The sequence below is a fragment of the Streptomyces sp. NPDC090994 genome (assembly GCF_044768905.1).
GTDB lineage: Bacteria > Actinomycetota > Actinomycetes > Streptomycetales > Streptomycetaceae > Streptomyces.
In genome coordinates this window covers 57,958-77,896 of record NZ_JBIVWS010000019.1, presented here as the reverse complement: position 1 = coordinate 77,896, position 19,939 = coordinate 57,958, and the positions used below count along the sequence as shown (strand labels likewise).

20 protein-coding genes are annotated in these 19,939 nt (G+C 72.6%); 5 read left to right on the top strand and 15 right to left on the bottom strand.

Annotated elements, in window-relative coordinates; genetic code table 11:
* Positions 1 to 170 precede the first annotated feature (170 nt).
* Positions 171 to 926 carry a GntR family transcriptional regulator gene (locus ACIQR3_RS29700; RefSeq protein ID WP_403543724.1) on the top strand — a complete coding sequence of 252 codons (756 nt, stop codon included), beginning with the start codon at positions 171 to 173 and terminating at the stop codon, positions 924 to 926.
* Between the two features lie 557 nt (positions 927 to 1,483).
* Here the strand turns inward: ACIQR3_RS29700 and ACIQR3_RS29695 are convergent.
* From ACIQR3_RS29695 to ACIQR3_RS29685, 3 genes are all read right to left on the bottom strand, one after another.
* Positions 1,484 to 2,638 (bottom strand): ROK family transcriptional regulator, encoded by a 1,155-nt coding sequence (locus tag ACIQR3_RS29695; RefSeq protein ID WP_403543723.1) that lies wholly within the window; start codon positions 2,636 to 2,638, stop codon positions 1,484 to 1,486.
* 91 nt (positions 2,639 to 2,729) lie between these two features.
* A complete protein-coding gene (locus tag ACIQR3_RS29690; RefSeq protein WP_403543722.1) occupies positions 2,730 to 3,392 on the bottom strand; it encodes a response regulator in 663 nt (220 codons plus the stop codon).
* Positions 3,393 to 3,406: 14 nt separating this feature from the next.
* Positions 3,407 to 4,555 carry a sensor histidine kinase gene (locus ACIQR3_RS29685; protein ID WP_403543721.1) on the bottom strand — a complete coding sequence of 383 codons (1,149 nt, stop codon included), beginning with the start codon at positions 4,553 to 4,555 and terminating at the stop codon, positions 3,407 to 3,409.
* Positions 4,556 to 4,663: 108 nt separating this feature from the next.
* On the opposite strand from ACIQR3_RS29685, the gene ACIQR3_RS29680 reads away from it, so the two are divergent.
* The 3 genes from ACIQR3_RS29680 to ACIQR3_RS29670 are packed head-to-tail and all read left to right on the top strand — an operon-like array spanning position 4,664 to position 6,765.
* Entirely contained in the window at positions 4,664 to 5,584 is a 921-nt protein-coding gene (locus ACIQR3_RS29680) for an ABC transporter ATP-binding protein (protein WP_403543720.1), read from the top strand.
* Between the two features lies 1 nt (position 5,585).
* Entirely contained in the window at positions 5,586 to 6,311 is a 726-nt protein-coding gene (locus ACIQR3_RS29675) for an ABC transporter permease (protein ID WP_403543719.1), read from the top strand.
* A gap of 40 nt (positions 6,312 to 6,351) precedes the next feature.
* Complete coding sequence (locus ACIQR3_RS29670; protein WP_403543718.1) at positions 6,352 to 6,765, top strand: hypothetical protein; 414 nt, start codon at positions 6,352 to 6,354, stop codon at positions 6,763 to 6,765.
* Between the two features lie 79 nt (positions 6,766 to 6,844).
* Here ACIQR3_RS29670 and mug read toward each other — a convergent pair whose 3' ends face one another.
* A complete protein-coding gene (mug, locus tag ACIQR3_RS29665; RefSeq protein WP_403543717.1) occupies positions 6,845 to 7,402 on the bottom strand; it encodes a G/U mismatch-specific DNA glycosylase in 558 nt (185 codons plus the stop codon).
* A gap of 13 nt (positions 7,403 to 7,415) precedes the next feature.
* The gene (gene purB, locus ACIQR3_RS29660; RefSeq protein WP_403543716.1) at positions 7,416 to 8,858 is read right to left on the bottom strand and encodes an adenylosuccinate lyase; all 1,443 of its coding nucleotides are present in this window, start codon (positions 8,856 to 8,858) and stop codon (positions 7,416 to 7,418) included.
* 538 nt (positions 8,859 to 9,396) lie between these two features.
* Here purB and ACIQR3_RS29655 point away from each other — a divergent pair.
* The gene (locus ACIQR3_RS29655; protein ID WP_403543715.1) at positions 9,397 to 10,005 is read left to right on the top strand and encodes a hypothetical protein; all 609 of its coding nucleotides are present in this window, start codon (positions 9,397 to 9,399) and stop codon (positions 10,003 to 10,005) included.
* A 194-nt stretch (positions 10,006 to 10,199) separates the two neighbouring features.
* Here the strand turns inward: ACIQR3_RS29655 and ACIQR3_RS29650 are convergent, their stop codons facing one another.
* The 10 genes from ACIQR3_RS29650 to bioD all read right to left on the bottom strand — a co-directional run bounded on the left by ACIQR3_RS29650 (position 10,200) and on the right by bioD (position 19,911).
* On the bottom strand, positions 10,200 to 11,084 hold the full coding sequence (locus ACIQR3_RS29650) for a helix-turn-helix transcriptional regulator (RefSeq protein WP_403543714.1): 885 nt from the start codon (positions 11,082 to 11,084) through the stop codon (positions 10,200 to 10,202).
* A gap of 36 nt (positions 11,085 to 11,120) precedes the next feature.
* Complete coding sequence (locus ACIQR3_RS29645; protein WP_403543713.1) at positions 11,121 to 11,927, bottom strand: SDR family oxidoreductase; 807 nt, start codon at positions 11,925 to 11,927, stop codon at positions 11,121 to 11,123.
* Between the two features lie 48 nt (positions 11,928 to 11,975).
* Positions 11,976 to 12,968 (bottom strand): aldo/keto reductase, encoded by a 993-nt coding sequence (locus ACIQR3_RS29640; RefSeq protein WP_403543712.1) that lies wholly within the window; start codon positions 12,966 to 12,968, stop codon positions 11,976 to 11,978.
* Positions 12,969 to 13,183: 215 nt separating this feature from the next.
* Positions 13,184 to 14,023, bottom strand: a complete 840-nt coding sequence (locus tag ACIQR3_RS29635; RefSeq protein WP_403543711.1) for an SGNH/GDSL hydrolase family protein — start codon at positions 14,021 to 14,023, stop codon at positions 13,184 to 13,186.
* Between the two features lie 138 nt (positions 14,024 to 14,161).
* Entirely contained in the window at positions 14,162 to 15,175 is a 1,014-nt protein-coding gene (locus ACIQR3_RS29630) for a hemolysin family protein (RefSeq protein ID WP_403543710.1), read from the bottom strand.
* The gene (locus tag ACIQR3_RS29625; RefSeq protein WP_403543709.1) at positions 15,172 to 16,533 is read right to left on the bottom strand and encodes a hemolysin family protein; all 1,362 of its coding nucleotides are present in this window, start codon (positions 16,531 to 16,533) and stop codon (positions 15,172 to 15,174) included. Before ACIQR3_RS29625 ends, ACIQR3_RS29630 begins: the two co-directional genes overlap by 4 nt.
* Before the next feature lie 194 nt (positions 16,534 to 16,727).
* A complete protein-coding gene (locus ACIQR3_RS29620) occupies positions 16,728 to 17,153 on the bottom strand; it encodes a GNAT family N-acetyltransferase (RefSeq protein ID WP_403543708.1) in 426 nt (141 codons plus the stop codon).
* 63 nt (positions 17,154 to 17,216) lie between these two features.
* The gene (locus ACIQR3_RS29615) at positions 17,217 to 18,101 is read right to left on the bottom strand and encodes an LLM class F420-dependent oxidoreductase (RefSeq protein ID WP_403543707.1); all 885 of its coding nucleotides are present in this window, start codon (positions 18,099 to 18,101) and stop codon (positions 17,217 to 17,219) included.
* A gap of 230 nt (positions 18,102 to 18,331) precedes the next feature.
* Positions 18,332 to 19,030 (bottom strand): class I SAM-dependent methyltransferase, encoded by a 699-nt coding sequence (locus ACIQR3_RS29610; RefSeq protein WP_403543706.1) that lies wholly within the window; start codon positions 19,028 to 19,030, stop codon positions 18,332 to 18,334.
* A 164-nt stretch (positions 19,031 to 19,194) separates the two neighbouring features.
* Positions 19,195 to 19,911: a dethiobiotin synthase gene (gene bioD, locus ACIQR3_RS29605; RefSeq protein WP_403543705.1), complete on the bottom strand. Its 717-nt coding sequence runs from the start codon at positions 19,909 to 19,911 to the stop codon at positions 19,195 to 19,197.
* Between the last annotated feature and the right edge of the window lie 28 nt (positions 19,912 to 19,939).

The window sequence follows — 19,939 nt, the reverse complement described above, 5'->3', positions numbered from 1 at the left end:
GCGTAGACAGAGTGTCAGCAAAAGCTACCGGCGGGTAGACCCGCGGCACGCATCCGGTATTGGTCTTGACCAAGGGTGAGGGCCGTCCTATGGTCGCAGAGAAGTGCAACAACCTTTAATAAACAAGGGCGTTAAAACGCCGCCGGACCACGGCGAGTGCGGAGGACAGGGTGGGGACCACGCAGCTGGAACCGGTACAGGAACCGAAGTACTGGCACTTGAGGACGGTACTCAGCGAGGCGCTGGACTCGGAGTTCTCGGTCGGCGAGATCCTGCCGAACGAGCGTGATCTCGCCGCCCGTTTCGGCGTCGCCCGCGCCACACTCCGCCAGGCTCTGGAGCAGCTCGAACTGGAGGGCCGGCTCCAGCGCCGCCGCGGCGTCGGCACGACGGTGGCGCCGCCGCGCGTGGGTGTCGCCGTCGGCACCCGGGAGCAGGTCTGGCCCGGCGTGGCCGACGACTCCTGGCAGCCGCTCGACAGCACGCTGGCGACGCCGCCCGCGGCCGTCGCCGACGCCCTGGGCACCGACCGCGACGCGCCCGTGCACACCGTGCGCCGCTCCCGCGTCTCGCACGGCCGGCCGGTGGCCGCGGAACTGCTGCACGTCCCGCAGGCGTCCGTCCCCGGCCTCGGTGACGCCCCTGCCGGAGCGGCACGCGCGCGTGCGGTCCTGCGCGAACTGCACCGTCTGGAGCTGGCACACCAGGAGAGCTCCGTGGAACTGGGCTCCGCCCGGGCCGAGGAGGCCAGGGAACTGGACCGCCTCCCGGGCGCCCCCGTCCTGGTGGTCACCACCCGCTACCTCACCGAGACCGGCACGGCGGCGGTCAGCGTCGCCACCTACCGCGCGGACACCTGCCGGCTGACGTTCGGCGACGCGGGGGACGTGCGGGTCCACGACGAGGTGACGAGCGGGGTCGGCTGAGGCGAGGCGGGCGGGCGGTGGCCGGTCGACGAGGAAGCGGTCCGGGGCGTGTTGCGTGACCGCCGGAAACGGCATGGCTCAGCCCTCGGCCCCTGGAGAACGCAAGCGGCGGCCGGCCCCGGACGACCGGGGGAGCGGTCAGGGGCGTGGGGGAGCCGGTTCCGGCGGGGTGGTGACCGGCCGGCGGCTGTGCGGCGACGCGCCTCGGCCATGCGGTGACCCGTTCCGGCCGAGGTGACCGCGGTTGGCGGCCGTGCGGCGATCCGCGTTGGCCGAGTGGTGACCGGCCGGCGACTTCACGGCGATGCGCCTCGGCGGGGTGGTGACCGGCCGGCGTCCATGTGGCGACCAGCTCCGACCGTGCGGTGGCCGGCCGCGACCGTAGGTGTTCCGCCCTGGCCCAGTCGTGACCGGCCGGCGACCCCACGGCGCCCCGCTCCCCCCGGCCGAACGGCGCGCCCGTACCGTCCCCCCATGCCAACCAGCCCCGGTCGGCCGACGCCCGTGTCCGCGCCCGTGAACGCCCGCCCCCGATCAGCGGACCACCGCGCGGACGGTCACCGTCGGGCTGTCGTGCCCTCCACCGCGAAGAGCTGTTCCTCCACGTGGTCCAGGGCCAGCCGCAGCGCGCCCGTCGGTACGGCGGCCTCGCCCAGCAGGGACAGGGCGACCCGCGGGGGACGCAGGCAGTAGCGGGACAGCTCGCGGCGCAGCGGTTCCAGGACGCCGTCGAGTCCGGCCGCCCAGCCGCCGATCACCACCAGCTCCGGGTCGAGGGCCAGCACCAGCGCCGCCACGTCGTGCACCAGGCGCCGGATGAACCGGTCGACGGCCGCGCGAGCCCGCTGGTCACCGTCCCTGGCCTGGGCGAACACCTTCGCGACCGCCTGCTCGTCGAGCGGGTGCAGCGGCTCGTCGGTGGTGGACAGCAGCGTCTCGGGCGTCACCTCACGGCCCAGCAGATGCAGCGCCCCGATCTCCCCGGCCGCCCCGCCGAAGCCCCGGTGCAGCCGCCCGCCGATCAGCGCGCCCGCCCCCGGGCTCAGCCCGGCCAGTACGAACACCACGTCGTCCGAACCGGTGGCGGCACCCTGCCAGTGCTCGGCGACCGCCGCCGCGTTGGCGTCGTTCTCGACCAGGACCGGGCACTTGAAGGAACGGCTCAGCCGCTCACCCAGCCGCAGCCCCGTCCACCCCGGCAGCGCCGTGCCCAGCCGCACCGTGCCGTCCGCCTCGACGATCCCCGGCGTCGCCGCCCCCACCGCCCGCAGCGAGCCGCGCGCCACCCCGGCCCGGCGCAGCAGCTCGGCGACGGCGCCCCGCAGCCGCTCCAGCCGCTCGTCGGCCGAGGCGTTCTCGTCGACGTCCTTGGCCTGCGCGCCGAGCACCGTGCCGTCCAGGTCGGCCAGGAGCGCGGACACCCGGTGCGGGCCGATCTCCAGTCCCAGCAGATGCCCCGCCTCCGCCCGGAACCGGAACCGCCGGGCAGGCCGCCCCTGCCGCCGGGCCGAGCCCTCCTCGGCCGCCGTCTCGACGACCAGCCCGGCCTCGATCAGCCCGTCGACCACGCCCTCCACGGTCGGCCGGGACAGCCCCGTCACCCGGGTGATCTCGGTCAGCGTCGCGCAGTCCGTCGAGCGCAGCGCGTGCAGCACCACCGCGGAGTTGATCCTCCGCAGCAGCGAGGGGTCCCCGCCGGTCAGCCGCCCCACGGTCCGTCCTCCCAGCTCGTGCGCGTGTTGGCCGGATCGTACTCGGCACACCGGGCCCCGGCGAGGGCCGGTCCGCCCGGTCCCGCACGGCTCAGCCCGGCGCGACGAACCCCGACTCGTACGCCGCGATCACCGCCTGCGTGCGGTCCCGCGCCCCCAGCTTCCCCAGCACGGCGCTCACGTGCGACTTCACCGTCTCCGCCCCGACGACCAGCTTGGCGGCGATCTCCGCGTTCGACAGCCCGCGCGCCATCAGCCGCAGCACCTCGCCCTCCCGCTCGGTCAGTTGGGCGCGGTCCATCGCCGCGCGGGCCGCGCGGTTCCCGGGGCCGTCGCCGTACTCCGCCGCCAACTGCCGCACCGACGCCGGGAAGAGCAGCGACTCGCCCTCCGCCACCAGCCGTACCGCGTGCACGATCTCCGCGGGCCGGGCCCGCTTCAGCAGGAACCCGTCGGCCCCGGCGCGCAGCGCCTCGTACACGTACTCGTCGTTCTCGAAGGTGGTGATCACCAGGATCTTCGGCGGGTCGGTCACCGTCCGCAGCACGGCGCGGGTGGCCTCGATGCCGTCCAGCAGCGGCATGCGGACGTCCATGGCGACCACGTCCGGCCGCAGCTGCCGCACCAGCGGGATCACCGCCGCCCCGTCGGCCGCCTCCCCGACCACCTCGATGTCGGGCTGCGCCTCCAGCACCGCCCGCAGGCCGGCGCGGACCAGGGGTTCATCGTCGACGAGGAGAACGGTGACCGGCATCCGGCCAGATTAGATCAGCGCACCGGCAGCACGACATGGACCTGCCAGTCACCGGCGTCGGGGCCCGTGCTGGCGTGACCGCCGAGGAGCGCGGCGCGCTCCCGTATGCCGCGCAGTCCGCTGCCCCGGCCCGGACCGGGCGCGGCGGCCGCGAGCGGGCTGCGTATCTCCAGGCCGAGAGTGCTGTCCTCCACCCGGATGCGGACCCGGACGGGCACGGCACCCGCGTGCCGCAGCACATTGGTCAGCGCCTCCTGGAGAATGCGGTACCCCTCTCTGGACACCGGCCCGGGCACGGTCTCCAACGGCCCGGTCACCTCCGTGTCGAGCTTCGCCCCGGAGGACCGCGCGGACTCCAGCAGCCGGTCCGCGTCCGCCAGCGTCGGCCGGGCGCTCACCGGCCGCCGCTCCTCCCGCAGCACCCCCAGGACCCGTTCCAGGTCCTCCAGAGCAGCCCGCCCGGTGTCCTCGATGGCCGACAGCGCCCGGTCGGTGAAGTCCGGGTCACCGGCCGCCCGCGCGGCGCCCGCCTGCACGACGGCGACGGTCAGCGCGTGCCCGATGGAATCGTGCAGTTCGCGGGCGATGCGATTGCGCTCCAGCAGTTGTTCGGTGCGCTCCTCCAGCGTGGCCAGGCGCTCGGCCGGGGAGGGGCCGAGCAGCGCACGGGCGGCCGCGGTGACCAGAGCACCGAGGCCCACCACCGCTCCGTACAGCGCGACCAGGGGGACCGGCACGAGCAGCGCGTACGCCCAGTGCGGGGCGATCGTGCCGGCGAACGTGTCGATTCCGTGGCCCGAGGCGAGCCGTATCAGCCAGTACGCGGTGATGGGCAGCCAGACACAGGCGCCCGATACCAGCAGGCCCAGCGCCACCCGTACTTCCAGCCACACCACCGTGCGCAGCCGGTCCGCCCAGGTCACCGAGGGGCCCGGGGAGAAACCGGCGCCCTCCTCCGCGGGCAGCAGGAGCCACTGCGCCTGGAGCCGCTCGCCCCCGCGTACCCCCGCGATCAGCCCCAGCGGAGCCAGCGCCACCGCCGGTACCCACATCCGTGTGTCGTCGATGAGGATCCACAGGCTCATGACCAGCATCGGCACCCACAGGTGCAGCAGCCGGGTGTACGTCGTCCCCCGCACCAGCGGGCGCAGCAAGCGGACCATGGCGTCATCGTGCCAGCCGCCACTGACACCGGCCCTCCCCCGCACGGGGGAGGCGGACTCCACCGGCGGGGGAGGCCCGGACCGGGCACGACCGGCCACGCTGTGGTCATGACCAGCATCGAACTGCGGGCCCTCACCAAGGAGTACGGCACCCGACGCGCCGTCGACGACCTGACCTGCACCGTCCACCCCGGCCGCGTCACCGGCTTCCTCGGCCCCAACGGCGCCGGGAAGTCCACCACCATGCGCCTCGTCCTCGGTCTGGACCGGCCCACCTCCGGCACCGCCACCCTCGGCGGACGGGCCTACGCCGCGCTCGACGAACCGCTGCGGCACGTCGGCGCCCTCCTCGACGCGCACGCCGCGCACGGCTCGCGCACCGCCCGGGACCATCTGCGCGTCCTGGCGGTGAGCAACCGGCTGCCCGAACGCCGGGTGGACGAGGTGCTGGAGGAGACGGGCATCGCGTCGGTGGCCCGGCGCCGGGTGCGGACGTACTCCCTGGGCATGCGCCAGCGGCTCGGCATCGCCGCCGCCCTGCTCGGCGACCCGGAGGTGGTGATGCTGGACGAGCCCTCCAACGGCCTCGACCCGGAAGGCATCATCTGGATCCGGGAACTGCTGCGCCGGCTCGCGGCCGAGGGCCGCACGGTCCTGGTCTCCAGCCACCTCATGAACGAGACCGCGTCCTTCGCCGACCACCTCGTGGTCCTGGGCCGGGGCCGGCTGCTGGCCGACACACCCATGCGGGAGTTCATCCACGCGCGCGTACGGCCGCGCGTCCGCGTCCGCACCTCGGACCCCACCGCCCTCGCCGGCGTCCTCGCCCGCCACGGCCACGAGGCCGTACGGCACGAGGCGGGGCACTGGACCGTCTCCGACGCGCGCGTGGAGGACATCGGCCGCGTCGTGTCGGCGGCCGGGGTGCCGATCCTCGAACTCTCCGCCGAGGAAGGCACCTTGGAACAGGCCTACCTCGACCTGACGGCCACCGAGGCCGAGTTCACCGCCCAGCCCCAGGAGGCCTGACATGACACACGCACCCGTCCTGCGTTCCGAGTTCCTCAAGGTCCGCACCCTGCGGTCGTCGTACGGCACGCTGCTGGCGGTGGCCGCCGCCACCACGGCGTTCTCCGCGCTGGCCGGTGTCTCCGACACCTCCGATCCGGACTTCGACGCCCTGTTCATGGCACTGTCCGGCGTCCTGCCCGGCCAGATAGCCGCCATCGCCTTCGGTGCCCTGGCCGTGTCGGCCGAGTACCACGGCAACGCCATCCGGCTGACCCTGGCCGCGGTGCCGCGCCGCGGGCGGTGGTACGCGGCCAAACTGACGACGATCGCGGCCCTCTCCCTCGCCGTGGGTCTCGTCACCGCCCTCGCCGCCCTCCTGGCCGCGCGGGCGGGGCTGGGGCCGGCCGCGAGCGGACTCGGCACGGCCGAGCAGGCGCGCGGCGTCGTGGGCTGCGGCGTCTACCTCATGCTGATGACGCTGTTCGCGGCCGGCCTCACCACGCTGTTCCGCAGCGGCACCGCCACCCTCTCGGTCATGATCCCGTTCATCCTCATCGTCTCCTTCGTGATCGGCGACGCGGCCGGCGGCGCCACCGACTTCCTGCCGGACAAGGCGGGGCAGGTGGTCCTGTACGAGACGTACGACGGAAGTGTCGGACCCTGGACGGGACTTGTCGTGACGGCGCTGTGGACGGCCGCCGCCGTGCTGGCGGGCGGGTGGCGGCTGCGCCGCCGGGACGCCTGACGGACCGCCAGTTGTCAGTGGTGCCCGCTTTACTGGAGCCATGGACATCGCGCGGCACATCGCCCTCATCGACGAGCTGTGCTTCCGCCCCTTCCCGGCGGAGCACGGCCACCACCTCGTGGTGCTGAGCGGCAGCCACGGCCTGCGCGGCGGCGACCCGGCCGAGCGTGCGGCGACCGTCGACCAGTACGAGAAGGAGCGGGACGCCGTCGACGCCCGCCTGACCGAGCGCTGGGGCGAGTCGGAGATCCTCAACCTGCTCACGGTCCTGCTGCGCACCGAGCGGGCGGAGGAGATACCCGAGCCGTGGACCGAGCTGAGCGCCCGCGCCCGGCTCGCCTACCTCTGGGAGGTGGCGGGCACCGGCCGCTGGGTCGCGCTCGCCGTCGCCGACCGGGACGCGACGGACGAGGTGCAGTTGCTGGCCGCCGTCACGGAGGAAGCCCCGCCATGAACCACGCCCACGCCTGCTTCTGCGCCCACGCCCGCAACGCCGCCCGGGCCTGCATCTACGTCTACGTCTATGTCTATGTCTATGTCTGCGTCTGTGTCTGCGCCGCGACCCGCAGCCGTGCGAACTCCTCCGCCATCGTCTGCGCCGTCCAGTGCGCGTTCAGTCCGCTCGGGTTGGGCAGCACCCACACCCGGGTGTCCCCGATCACCCGTTCCTGCGGCCCCACCTGGGCCTTCCGGTCGTCGAAGGCGGCCCGGTACGCGGTGACGCCGACCACGGCCAGCCAGCGCGGCCGCAGCCGCGCCACCTTGAGGGCCAGCTCCCGGCCGCCCTCCCGGTACTCCTCGGCGGTCAGCTCGTCGGCCCGGGCGCTCGCCCGCGCGACCACGTTGGTGATGCCGAGCCCGTACGAGAGGAGTTCCTCCTGCTCGGCGGGCTTGAGCAGCCTCGGGGTGAACCCGGACAGATGCAGTACCGGCCAGAACCGGTTGCCGGGGCGGGCGAAGTGGTGGCCCGTCGCGGTGGTCATCAGGCCGGGGTTGATACCGCAGAACAGCACCTGGAGACCGTCCGCGACGACGTCCGGTACGAGACGGTCGCGGGCGGCCTCCAGCTCCGCCGGGGTGAAGCGGGGCATGTCCGCGCGCGCCTCAGAGAATCGCGCCGGGCGTGTAGCCGGCCGCCTCGGGGTGCTGCTTGACGATCTCCTCGACCCGGGCCACGACGGCGGCCACCTGGTCGGCGGCGGCGCCCGTGAAGGACAGCTTGTCGGCCATCAGCGCGGTGAGCTGTTCCCGGTCCAGCGGCAGCCGCTCGTCGGCGGCGAGCTTGTCGAGCAGGTCGTTGCGCTCGGCGCCCTGCTCGCGCATGGCCAGCGCGGTCGCGACGGCGTTCTCCTTGATCGCCTCGTGCGCGACCTCACGGCCGACACCGGCGCGCACGGCGCCCATCAGGACCTTGGTGGTCGCGAGGAACGGCAGGTAGCGGTCCAGCTCCCGGGCCACGACGGCCGGGAACGCCCCGAACTCGTCCAGCACGGTCAGGAACGTCTCCAGCAGCCCGTCCAGCGCGAAGAACGCGTCGGGCAGGGCCACCCGGCGCACCACCGAGCAGGACACGTCGCCCTCGTTCCACTGGTCGCCCGCCAGCTCGCCGGTCATCGAGGCGTAGCCGCGCAGGATCACCATCAGGCCGTTGACGCGCTCGCAGGAGCGGGTGTTCATCTTGTGCGGCATCGCGGACGAGCCGACCTGGCCCGGCTTGAAGCCCTCGGTGACCAGTTCGTGTCCGGCCATCAGCCGGACCGTCTTGGCCAGCGACGACGGAGCCGCGGCGAGCTGCACCAGCGCGGTGACGACCTCGTAGTCCAGCGAGCGCGGATAGACCTGGCCGACCGAGGTGAACGCCTGTGCGAAACCGAGGTGCCCGGCGATCCGCTGCTCCAGCTCCGCGAGCTTGCCCGCGTCACCGCCGAGCAGGTCCAGCATGTCCTGGGCGGTGCCGACCGGGCCCTTGATGCCGCGCAGCGGGTAGCGGCCGAGCAGCTCCTCCACCCGGCCGTGAGCGACGAGCAGCTCGTCGGCGGCGGTGGCGAACCGCTTGCCCAGCGTCGTGGCCTGCGCCGCCACGTTGTGCGAGCGCCCGGCCAGCACCAGTTCCCCGTACTCGCCGGCCAGCTTGCCCAGCCGCGCCAGGACGGCCACGGTCCGGTCCCGCACCAGCTCCAGCGACAGCCGGATCTGCAGCTGCTCGACGTTCTCCGTCAGGTCCCGGGAGGTCATGCCCTTGTGCACCTGCTCGTGCCCGGCGAGATCGTTGAACTCCTCGATCCGCGCCTTCACGTCGTGCCGGGTGACCTTCTCGCGCTCGGCGATCGAAGCCAGGTCCACCTGGTCGAGCACGCGCTCATAGGCGGCGATCGCCTCGTCGGGCACCTCGATGCCGAGGTCCTTCTGCGCCCGCAGCACGGCGAGCCAGAGCTGTCGCTCCAGCCTCACCTTCTGCTCGGGCGACCAGAGCGTGGCGAGCTCGGCGGAGGCGTAGCGTCCGGCGAGGACGTTGGGGATGCGGGGCTTGGCGGGAGCGGAAGTCACGTAACCGGATTCTACTGGCGATTCGTGCAGGCCGGCGCCGAGGGGGCGACTGGAGGAACCTACAGTGCCACCGAACGTGATCACCGCAACGCGGAGGGTTGCGGGCGGAGCAAGGCGCAGCTGGTCCGTCGGGTAGGTGACGCCGAGGCCGTGCGGGGTTGCCGCGATGCTCGTCGGCAGTGCGTCGCCGGCCCGACTTCCGGCTGGTTTCCGCTGCGTTCTTCGAGATGCGCGACGAATGGATCGCCTTACCCTGTCGCCGCCTCCCCGAAGGCAGTATGGGTGATATTCACCGTAAACTCAGTTTTGGTTCCTCGCGCTACCCAACGCACCGAAATGCAACCGCCAGTTGATCTTCAATACCATGGCGAGGGACACTGTCTGGCGGATGCCTGTTCCCGGCCGAGCGGCACTCGCTTCGGTGTCCTCCCGTGCAGGCCGTCGGAGGCCATTTACCCAGAGATTACTGGGCAGTTGACCTCAAGTTTTCGTGGTAGCGTCCTTGTTCGGAGGGACAGTGCAACCTGAAAGGGAAATCGTGAACACGGAGAAGATCGCCGCTCGCCGCCTCTCGCTGGAAGAGGTGACGAAGCTCGGCGTGAAGGACAAGGTCTTCGTTTCCGCCGACACGGCAGAACTCAAGCTTCCCGACTGCTATGTCCCTGCTTTTCTGACCAAGTCCGGTGAGGATTTCGAGGGCGGCTCGATCACGGCGAGGACCGTGTTCCAGGAAGAGGTTTCCTGCCTTCCTGACGACGAGAACGAAGCCGGAATCTACGTGGCCGACGAGAACGGTCCGGTGACCATCGAGGTCCTCCAGTCCGCCGGTGTCGTGCTGGACCTGGCGCTGTTCGTCCCCGGCGGGGACAAGGGGGCCCTGAGCGCCCTTTACGCCGCGGCCCGGCAGGCGTTCGGCGCCGATGTCGTGCAGATCTGGCGCCAGGGCCTCAAGGAGGTTCCCGACGTGAAGGTCGACATCTTCGAGGAGCAGATTCCCCGGGGGCGCAAGGCGAGCGACAGTCCCAAGCGCGACCGTCGCGCGATCGACACCTACCCCACCCGTGCGGACTTCATCGAGTTCTCCGCGGGGTGGAAGCCGGTCGTCGAGATTCACCGGCCGATCGTCGACGACACCCCGACCATCTGAGCGGTGTCACCTCTCGGTCTCGGCCTGTGCTTGGACTGATGTGCGAACTGTGTCCAGCCTCGATGTTTCGTGACGGTCCGCCGACGGAGTCGGCGGACCGTTTCCGTGCCGCGGGCCGAGGCGGCGTTGTCAGCGTGCGTCAGCGCGCGCCCCCACGTCATGGACCGCCAACACGGACGGCTGAAGGGGTCGCACTATCCGTCGGGTGCCTCGAACTCGGTCGCCGGCGTCTGCTGGGTGGCCGCCCACGACGCCAGGAGCGCCAGCTTGTCAGCGGTCGGTGTGCCCGTGGGTGCGGTGTAGACGTTCAGGTGCAGGCCGGGCTCGGCGGGCAGGGCCAGGGACTCGACGTCCAGGTCGAGCCGGCCCACGATCGGATGGCGCATGCGCTTGCGCCCGGACCGGTGCAGTCGCACGTCCTGCGACGCCCACCGCTGCCGGAACAGCTCACTGCACGTGGACAGTTCGCCGACCAGGGCGATCAGCTCCTCGTCGTGCGGATCGCGGCCGGCTTCCATGCGCAGCTTCGCGGCCGCGGCACTGGTGACCTGGTCGTAGTCGACGAAGAAATCGCCGGCCGCCTCGGGGTGCAGATAGACGAACCGCGCTGTGTTCGCGGGCCGTCGCGGGTCGGCCAGCACGGGTGAGTACAGCGCGCGAGCGAGTTGGTTCATGGCGAGCACGTCATAACGGCCGTTGCCGATCCAGGCCGGCGCACCGGAGATCGCGTCGAGCACCTGCTGCAGCGTCGAGCGCACTGTCACGGCAGACCTGCGCCGACGAGGACCGCTGGGCGCCCTGGACCGGCGCGCGAGGTGGAACAGGTGGTCGCGCTCGGCCTCGTCGAGTTGCAAGGCCGAGGCCAACGCGTCGAGCACGCCGTCGGAGGCCCCGGCGAGGTTGCCGCGCTCCATGCGCACGTAGTAGTCGACCGACACCCCCGCCAGCAGCGCCACCTCCTCGCGGCGCAGACCTTTGACCCGACGGTTGCCGCCGTAAGCGGGCAGGCCCGCCTGATCGGGTGCGATGCGGGCGCGACGCGAGCTGAGAAACTCGCGGATCTCGGTGCGTGGATCCACCGTGGCCGTCCCCTCGCCGTAAGCCCGTCCCGCAGTCTAGGGGGTACCGGATGCGGTCGTCGCGATGCCGCCGTCCACCGGGACGACGGCGCCCGTGAGGTAGGAACCAGCCCGGCCGGCGAGGAACACGGCGACACCCGCCATGTCGTCGGCGCGGCCGAGCCGGCGCAGCGGGGCCGCCGCCGCGATCGTGTCGCCGATGGCGTCGAGCGTGGACGCCATCATCTGCGACGGGAACACTCCCGGTGCCACCGCGTTCACCGTGACGTGCTGGGGGCCCAGCTCTCTGGCGAGCACTCTGGTGAGTTGGTGGAGTGCCGCCTTGCTGCCGGCGTACGAGTAGTTGGGCGACCGGGCGACGTGGATGGCGGCGATGCTGCCGATGTTGATGATCCGCGCGGGATCATCGGCGGTGCCCGCCCTGCGCAGTGCCGGGAGCAGCGCCTGCACCAGCCAGAACGGCGACTTGAGGTTGAGGTCGAGCACGGTGTCCCAGGCCTCGTCCGGGAACGTCGCCAGCGGCTCGCGCCACATCGCTCCCGCGTTGTTGACCAGGATGTCCAGGCGTTCCGAGTCGACCGTGACGAGATCAGCGAGGCGCTGACATTCGTCGTGCCTGGACAGGTCGGCGGGGATCGCGCGAACGTCGCCGAATGCGGACAGCAGGCGCTGGGCCCGCGCGCAGGTGTCTTCCTTTCGTGAGCTGATGACGACGCGGGCGCCCGCCTGGAGAAGGCCGCGCGCCATCATCATCCCGATGCCGCTGGTGCCGCCGGTGACAAGGGCGTACTTCCCGCTCAGATCGAAAAGGTCTGCGTGAGTGGTGAATTGGCCGGCCGTCATTGGTCTCCGTCCCCTCTGTCGCGGAAGCCGGTACAGGATGCGAGCGGATCAGCGGCCGAACAGTGACTCCAGCTGCTCGGGAACGCGCCCGCCCTGGACAGGGATGCGGGCCGCGGTCTCCTCGATGCGCCGCAGGTCACCGGGCGTCAGCTCGACGTCGAGTGCGCCCAGGTTCTCTTCCAGGCGGTGCGGCTTGGTGGTGCCGGGGATCGGCACGAACCACGGCTTCTGCGCCAGCACCCAAGCGAGGGCGATCTGGGCCGGCGTGGCTCCCTTGTCGTCGGCGATCTGCTGGAGCGACTCGACCAGCGCCTGATTGGCCTGTCGCGCTTCGGGCGTGAAGCGCGGCAGGGAGCGGCGCAGATCGCCGTCGGCCAGTGACGTGCTGGAATCGATGGTGCCGGTCAGATAGCCCTTCCCGAGCGGACTGTAGGGCACCAGACCAATGCCCAGCTTCTCCAAGGTCGGAATGATCTCGGTCTCGTGCTCTCGCATCCAGAGCGAGTACTCGCTTTGCAGCGCCGCCACAGGGTGCACAGCGTGGGCGCGGCTGATCGTCGTCGCGCCGGCCTCCGACAGACCGAAGTACTTGACCTTGCCTTCGGAAATCAGCTCCTTCACCGTGCCGGCCACATCTTCAATGGGCACGTCGGGATCGACGCGGTGCTGATAGAGCAGGTCGATGTGATCGGTTCGAAGACGCCGGAGTGAGGCCTCGGTCGCCCGGCGGATCTGCTCGGGTCGGCTGTCGACCCCCGACATCGGGGTCGGCCCGTGTTCGCCGTACCTGATGCCGAACTTGGTGGCTATCACCACCTGGTCGCGCACCGGCGCCAGTGCCTGACCGACCAGTTCTTCATTGGTGAAAGGGCCATAGACTTCCGCGGTGTCGAAGAAAGTCACGCCGCGGTCTACTGCCGAACGCAGCAGCTTCGTCATCTCGGCGGGGTCCGGGGCTGCGCCGTAGAAAAAGCTCATGCCCATGCAGCCGAGCCCCAGAGCTGAAACTTCGAGTTGCTGTCCAAGTATGCGCTTCTGCACCAGAGACGCCCCTTCGAGAAATTAACCTGGCCCATTGCATTCCCTGCGTTCAGCCGGGAACCGACCACAGGTTAAGCAGGCCACGTGGCCGGAAGGGAGACTCTGCCGATACAGGTACTGAGAGAACCCCCTTTCCTGACCGAGGCATTTCCATCGAGGGCCGGTACGCGGCGATCCGGTCGAATGGACGCAGCACAGCCGGGCGGGGCTCCGGGTCAGTGCTCCACCCGCAGCCAGTCCGTCACAGGGCCGGGGTTCGTGTGGTCCGCAGGGGTGACCCAGAAGGCTTTGCCCAGCTCAGCGCTGAACTGGGCGCCGGTCCGGCCGTCCCCGGAGGAGCGGCCGGTCAGCCGGCGGCCGATCCACGGCAGCAGGTGCATCCGGGCGAACCGCAGGTCGGCGCCCCGCCGCAGCATCCAGCCGAGCGGCGGCGTCGTCGGCAGCGGCGAGCGCCACTCGGGGTCCTCGGCCTCGTACCCGAGCGTCTGCCACACCGCCTCGGCGACCCTGCGGTGCCCCTCGGCGGTCAGGTGCAGCCGGTCCACGTCCCACAGTCGCGGGTCGGCCAGCGAGGGCGCCCCGTACAGGTCGACGACCACGGCACCGTGCCGGGCGGCGAGGTCGTCGACGACGGTGAAGAGCGCCTCCATGCGCGGGCGGAACCGTTCCAGGACCGGGCCCTGGCGGCCGGGGCTGCGCATCAGCACCAGTTGCTTGCAGTTCGGGGCCAGCCGCTCCACCGCCTCCGTCAGCAGGTCCCGCACCCGCCCCATGTCGCACTTGGGGCGCAGGGTGTCGTTGAGCCCGCCGACCAGCGTGATCACGTCGGCGCCCATCGCGGCGGCGACGTCCACCTGCTCGTCGACGATCTGTCCGATCAGCTTGCCGCGCACGGCGAGGTTGGCGTAGCGGAAGCCGGGGGTGCGGGCCGCCATCCGGGCGGCCAGGAGATCGGCCCAGCCCCGGTAGGAGCCGTCGGGCAGCAGATCCGACATGCCCTCGGTGAAGGAGTCGCCGACCGCGACCAGGCTGGTGAAGGTGGGGTTCGTCTGCATGGCGACGGAAATGGTATCCCGAGGCACCCAACGGCATACCCGCCGGTCGGTGCCTGAACCTGCCGGCGGGCGCCTGACGCCCACCCGTCGGTGCCCGGCGCTCACCACCGGCTGCCCGGCATCCGCCGGCCGGCGTCGTCACGTCCGCTGCCCGAACAGCTCCCGCAGGACGTCCTCCATGGTCACCAGCCCGGCCAGCCGTCCGTCGGCCTCCAGGACGGCCGCCAGATGGGTGCGGCTCGCGCGCATCGCCGTCAGTACGTCGTCCAGCGGAGTGCTCTCCCGTACCCGGGCGATGGGACGCATGTCACCCGGGCGGAACGCCGCGCCGCGCGGGGAGGCGTCCAGGGCGTCCTTCACATGCAGGTAACCGACGATCCGCCGCCCGTCGTCCACCACCGGGAACCGGGAGAACCCGGACTCGGCCGACAGCCGCTCCAACTGCTCGGGGGTGACGCCCACGCGCGCGTGCACCACCCGCTCCAAGGGGAGCACCACGTCGCGCACCGGCCGCCGGCCCAGTTCCAGCGCGTCGTGCAGCCGCTCCTGGGCGCGGTCGTCGATGAGCCCCGCCTCGCTCGCGTCCTTCACGATCTCGGCCAGCTCGGTGTCGGTGAAGGACGCCGACACCTCGTCCCGCGCCTCGACCCGCAACAGCTTGAGCAGCGCGTTGGCGAACGCGTTGACCGTGAAGATCACCGGACGCAGCGCCCGGGACAGGGCCACCAGCGGCGGACCGAGCAGCAGCGCGCTGCGCACCGGCTCCGCCAGCGCGATGTTCTTCGGCACCATCTCGCCCAGCAGCATGTGCAGATACGTCGCCAGGGCCAGCGCCAGCACGAAGGAGACCAGGTGCCCGGCCCCGGACGGCACCCCCATCGCGTGGAACACCGGTTCCAGCAGATGAGCGATGGCGGGTTCCGCGACGATGCCGAGGACCAGCGTGCACAGCGTGATGCCGAGCTGGGCCGCCGCCATCAGCGCCGACACGTGTTCCAGCCCCCACAGCACGCGCTCCGCCCGCCGGTCGCCCGCCTCGGCGTGCGGCTCCACCTGGCTGCGGCGCACCGAGATCAGCGCGAACTCCGCGCCCACGAAGAAGGCGTTGACGACCAGCGTCAGCAGACCGATCAGCAGCTGTACGACGGTCACCGCCCGGCCTCCTCGTTCCCTGGACCGGAACCGGCGTTTCCGGTCCGCTCGTCCGTGAGCGGTGCGCGCAGCAGGACGACGGCGGCCCGGCGGCCCGTGGCGTCCACGACGTCGAGGCGCCAGCCCGCCACCTCCACCCGGTCGCCGACCGCCGGGATACGGCCCAGCTCGGCCGCGACCAGCCCGGCCACCGTCTCGTACGGCCCCTCCGGCACCCGCAGCCCGACCCGCGTCAGCCGGTCCACCCGGGCCGAGCCGTCCGCCCGGAACAGCGGGTGCCCGTGCTCGTCCGTCCCGGCCGGGGCCAGCTCGGGCGTCTCGTGCGGGTCGTGCTCGTCCCGCACCTCGCCGACGACCTCCTCCACGATGTCCTCCAGCGTCGCCACGCCCGCCGTGCCGCCGTACTCGTCGATCACCACGGCCATGGTGCGCCGCCCGGAGAGCCGGTCCAGGAGCCGGTCGACGGTGAGCGTGGCCGGCACCAGCAGCGGATCGCGCATCAGCTCGGAGACCGGCACCTCGGACCGCCGCTCGGCGGGCACCGCCAGGACGTCCTTGATGTGCGCGGTGCCCACCACCGCGTCCAGGGTGTCCCGGTAGACGGGGAACCGGGACAGCCCGGTCGCCCGCGTCGCGTTCGCCACGTCCGCGCAGCTCGCGCCGGCCTCCAGGGCGATCACCTGGACGCGCGGCGTCATCACGTGCTCCGCGGTGAGGTCGGCGAGGTTCAGTGTCCGCACGAACAGTTCGGCGGTGTCCGCCTCCAGCGAGCCCTCCCTGGCCGAGTGCCGGGCGAGCGCCGCCAGCTCCTGCGGCCCGCGCGCGGACGCCAGCTCCTCGGCGGGCTCCACACCGAGACGCCGTACGAGACGGTTGGCCGTGTTGTTCAGATGGGTGATGAAGGGCCGGAAAGCGGCGCTGAACCAGCGCTGCGGGGTCGCCACCCGCTTGGCCACGGCGGCCGGCGACGAGATCGCCCAGTTCTTCGGGACCAGCTCGCCGACCACCATCAGCACCACCGTGGACAGCGCCGTACCGATCACCAGCGCGATCGACGAGGCGGTCGACGGCGCGGCGCCCAGGTCCCGCAGCGGGCCCGCCAGCAGCGCGGCGATCGACGGCTCGGCCAGCATGCCGACCACCAGATTGGTCACTGTGATGCCGAGCTGCGCGCCCGACAGCTGGAACGTCAGATTCCGTACGGCCTTCAGAGCGCCCGCCGCGCCGCGCTCCCCGCGTGCCGCGGCCCGTTCCAGCGCACCGCGTTCGACGGTGGTCAGGGAGAACTCGGCCGCGACGAAGGCGCCACAGGCCAGCGCGAGCAGGACGGCCACCAGCAGCAGGAGCACTTCGGTCACCGGTTCACCTCCGTCCCGCGATCGCCCGTCGTGACGTGATCGTCTGTCGTCCCATGATCGGGCAGCGCGGGGCGGCCCGCGCGCTGTCGCACGCCGGGCGGCGGGTCCGTGGACAGGTACTCGGAGTCCGTCATGGTCGCGCGAGTGCCCGCCCCGGGCCGGATGAGGCCGGGGAGCCGAGCAGCCGAGGCCCCTCAGGAGGCGAGGTGCTTCACCCAGCGCCGCCACTGCTCCTCGGGCTTGTAACCGGCGGACCGCCACGCGTGCTGCGCCCGCTCGTTGCGCACCAGCACCATCGCGTCCCCGCGCCGCCCGCCGAGGGCGACGAAGCGTGCCTCGGCGGCGGTCAGCAGCGCCGTGGCGACGCCCTGGCGGCGCCGGTCCGGGTGCACCGCGAGCCGGTACAGATGGCACCGCCAGCCGTCGAAGCCGGCGATCACCGTGCCGGCCAGCTCGCCGTCGATCTCGCCCAGGACCAGTGCCTCGGGGTCGCGGGCGACCAGGCGTTCGACGCCCGCCCGGTCGTCGCTGATGCTGGTGCCCTCGGCGGCCACCTTCCAGAAGGCCAGCACGGTGTCCAGGTCCTCGGGTCCGGCGGCCCGTACATGAAGGTCGATCATGAACCGATCCCATCAGCCGCGCAGCCGGGTGACCAGCGGTTTCCGGTATGTGGACGGCGGCGGTCACTGTCCGCGCAGCGCCCGCACCACCGGGGCGAAGGCCTCCATGTACGGCTCCAGCACGGTCAGGTACGAGAAGCCGTACCGCTCGCGCTGCGCCCGCACCTGATCCGTGATCTCCTCGACGGTTCCGGCCAGCAGGGTGGGCAGTTCCAGCGTCTGCGCGGTGGTCAGGTGCGGTACGTGCTCCGCGAACGGGCGGACGGCGGCCTCGCGGTCCTCGGTGACCAGCACCACCTGGATGAGCAGGTTCAGCTCCGTGGCCGCCGCGTCCGCCGCCCGCGCGCGGTAGTCGGCCACGCTCGCGTCCAGTTCCTCGGCGGTGCTCGGCACCAGTTGCCCCGTTGTGCTCCCCGGCACCGCACGCGCCCCGGTGAACGCCGCGATGTCGGCGTGCTCGGCGGCCAGTTCCAGCATGCGCGGACCGCCCGCGCCGATCAGCAGCGGCACCCGCTGCCGCGCGGGACGCGGCTGGTGGTCGGCGGACTCCAGCAGCCGCTTCAGCTCCCGCACCGTGTGCCGCACACGGTCCACCCGCTCACCCGGCGAGCCGAACGGCAGCCCGGCCGTGTCGTGCTCCGCCCGCACGTACCCCGCCCCGATCCCCAGCTCCAGCCGGCCGCCGGTCAGCGCGTCGGTGGTCGCCGCCTCGCGGGCCAGCAGCGCCGGGTTCCAGAAACCCGCGTTCAGCACGAACGTGCCCAGCCGTGGCCGCTCGGTGGCCTGCGCCGCCGCGACCAGCGCCGGGAACGGCGCCACCATGCCCAGGTGGTCGGGGACCAGCAGCACGTCGTACCCCAGCTCCTCAGCCCGGCGGCACTTGTCACGCCACTCCCCGGCCGGGGCCGGCACGGTCAGGTTGACACCGAAACGGAACGGACGCGACATGAACTCTCCTGATTACTCGGCGACTTGAGATTGTGCCGAGTCAATCATCCGGTCCCGGCGACGGCCAGGACGTCCGTCCGCGACGCCCCGCGGGGCTCGTCACACCGCCGGGTGCGCCCCGGGTGCCCCGGGCAGAGCGCCAGGCCGGCACGGGCGGCGGCGCCCGGGGCGTGCCCTGACCGTACGGCTGCACGGGGCGACGTCTTCGCGGCCGTACGGCGTCCCGCCGCTCAGCGCGGTGCCGACGGGCCGGTCCCCGCCCGCCAGGCGGTGCCCAGTACGCAGTACGACGTGGGCAGCCGCGGGCCCCTCTCCGGCATCAGGGTCCGCCGGTAGGGGCCCAGCGTGAACCCGGCCTCGCGCAGCGCGGCGAGCGGGTCCCGCGACACATGGCAGCCGCCGGCCAGCGGCGGCCACACCGTCCGGTCCAGGGCACGCTGGGTGAGGGTCATCAGCCGGCCGCCGCCCCGCCCGTGCTCGAAGAACCGCACCTCGCCGCCGGGCCGCAGCACCCGCCGCAGCTCCGCCAGCGCCCGGGGCACGTCACGGACGCTGCACAGCACCAGGGAGACCACGGCCGCGTCGAACCCCTCGCTCTTGACCGGCAGCGCCTCGGCGGTGCCCGGCACCACGTCGACGGGGGTCTCCGCGCGCAGCGCCGCCTCCACCGCCAGCTGCCGCAGCACCCGCTCCGGCTCGATGGCGACGACCTCGGAGACGGTACGCGGGTAATGAGCGAAGTTGAGGCCGTTGCCCGCGCCGATCTCGATCACCCGCCCGGAGAGTCCGGTGAGCAGCCGGTCGCGGATCGGCCCCATGCCCATCCGGGTCTCGGCGGTCACGCTGAGCCGGGCGTAGCGGCGCGCGAACCACGGGTGGTGCACGGCGTCCCGTGGCCTGGCCGGGTCGCGGGCGGAACAGAACGGCATGGGACCTCCCTCGCCGAGGGACGCGGACGCGTTACCGCGATTGTCCCCCGTACCGGCGCCCCGCACCCCTGCCCAGGCCGTCTCTTCGCCCGGGCCGCGCGGGCGGTCCCGGTGCCGACGGACGGATGCCGCGGGCCGTCGCGACCAGCACACCGCACACCCGCTCAGGCCCCCTCCCGCCTCCGGAACTCCTCCGCGTCCCAGGTGCCGCCCACCTCCGGTGCCAGCCAGCTCCGTGCCGCCGTCCGGAAACCGGCCGGGGCGCGGGCGGCGGCCCCCGCGGGCACCGCGCCCAGCAGTGGTGCGCCGGCGACGTCCGGCAGGTCCGTGACGTTGCAGCGCGCGGCGAGGTCCGGACGCGCGGGCCAGCTGCCGATCACCACGCCCAGCGGCACCAGCCCCCGCGCGCGCAGTTCACGGGCCGTCAGCTCCGTCGCGTTCAGGGTGCCGAGACCGGCCGGCGCCACGATCAGCACCGGGGCGCCCAGCGTCCCGGCGGCGTCCGCCAGCGTGCCGCCCGCCGCGTCGAACCGTACGAGCAGCCCGCCCGCCCCCTCCACCAGCACCAGGTCGTGGGAGGCGGCCAGCTTCTCCGCGGCGTCGGCCACGTCGTCCGGCCGCACGGGAGCCAGCCCGGCCCGCCGCGCGGCCGTCGCGGGCGCCAGGGGTTCGGGATAGCGGGCCAGCTCCGCGATGGTGACCGGACCCGCCAGCCGCCCGGCCTCCTCGGCGTCCCCGGGCTCACCGGGCGCCACCCCCGTCTGCGCGGCCTTCAGCACCGCCACCGACCGGCCGGCCGCCACCGCCGCCGCGGCGACGGCGGCGGTCACCACCGTCTTCCCGACCTCCGTGCCGGTCCCCGTGATCATGAGCACGGTCATGTCGTCCTCCTGTCCGCCGGCGCCGCCG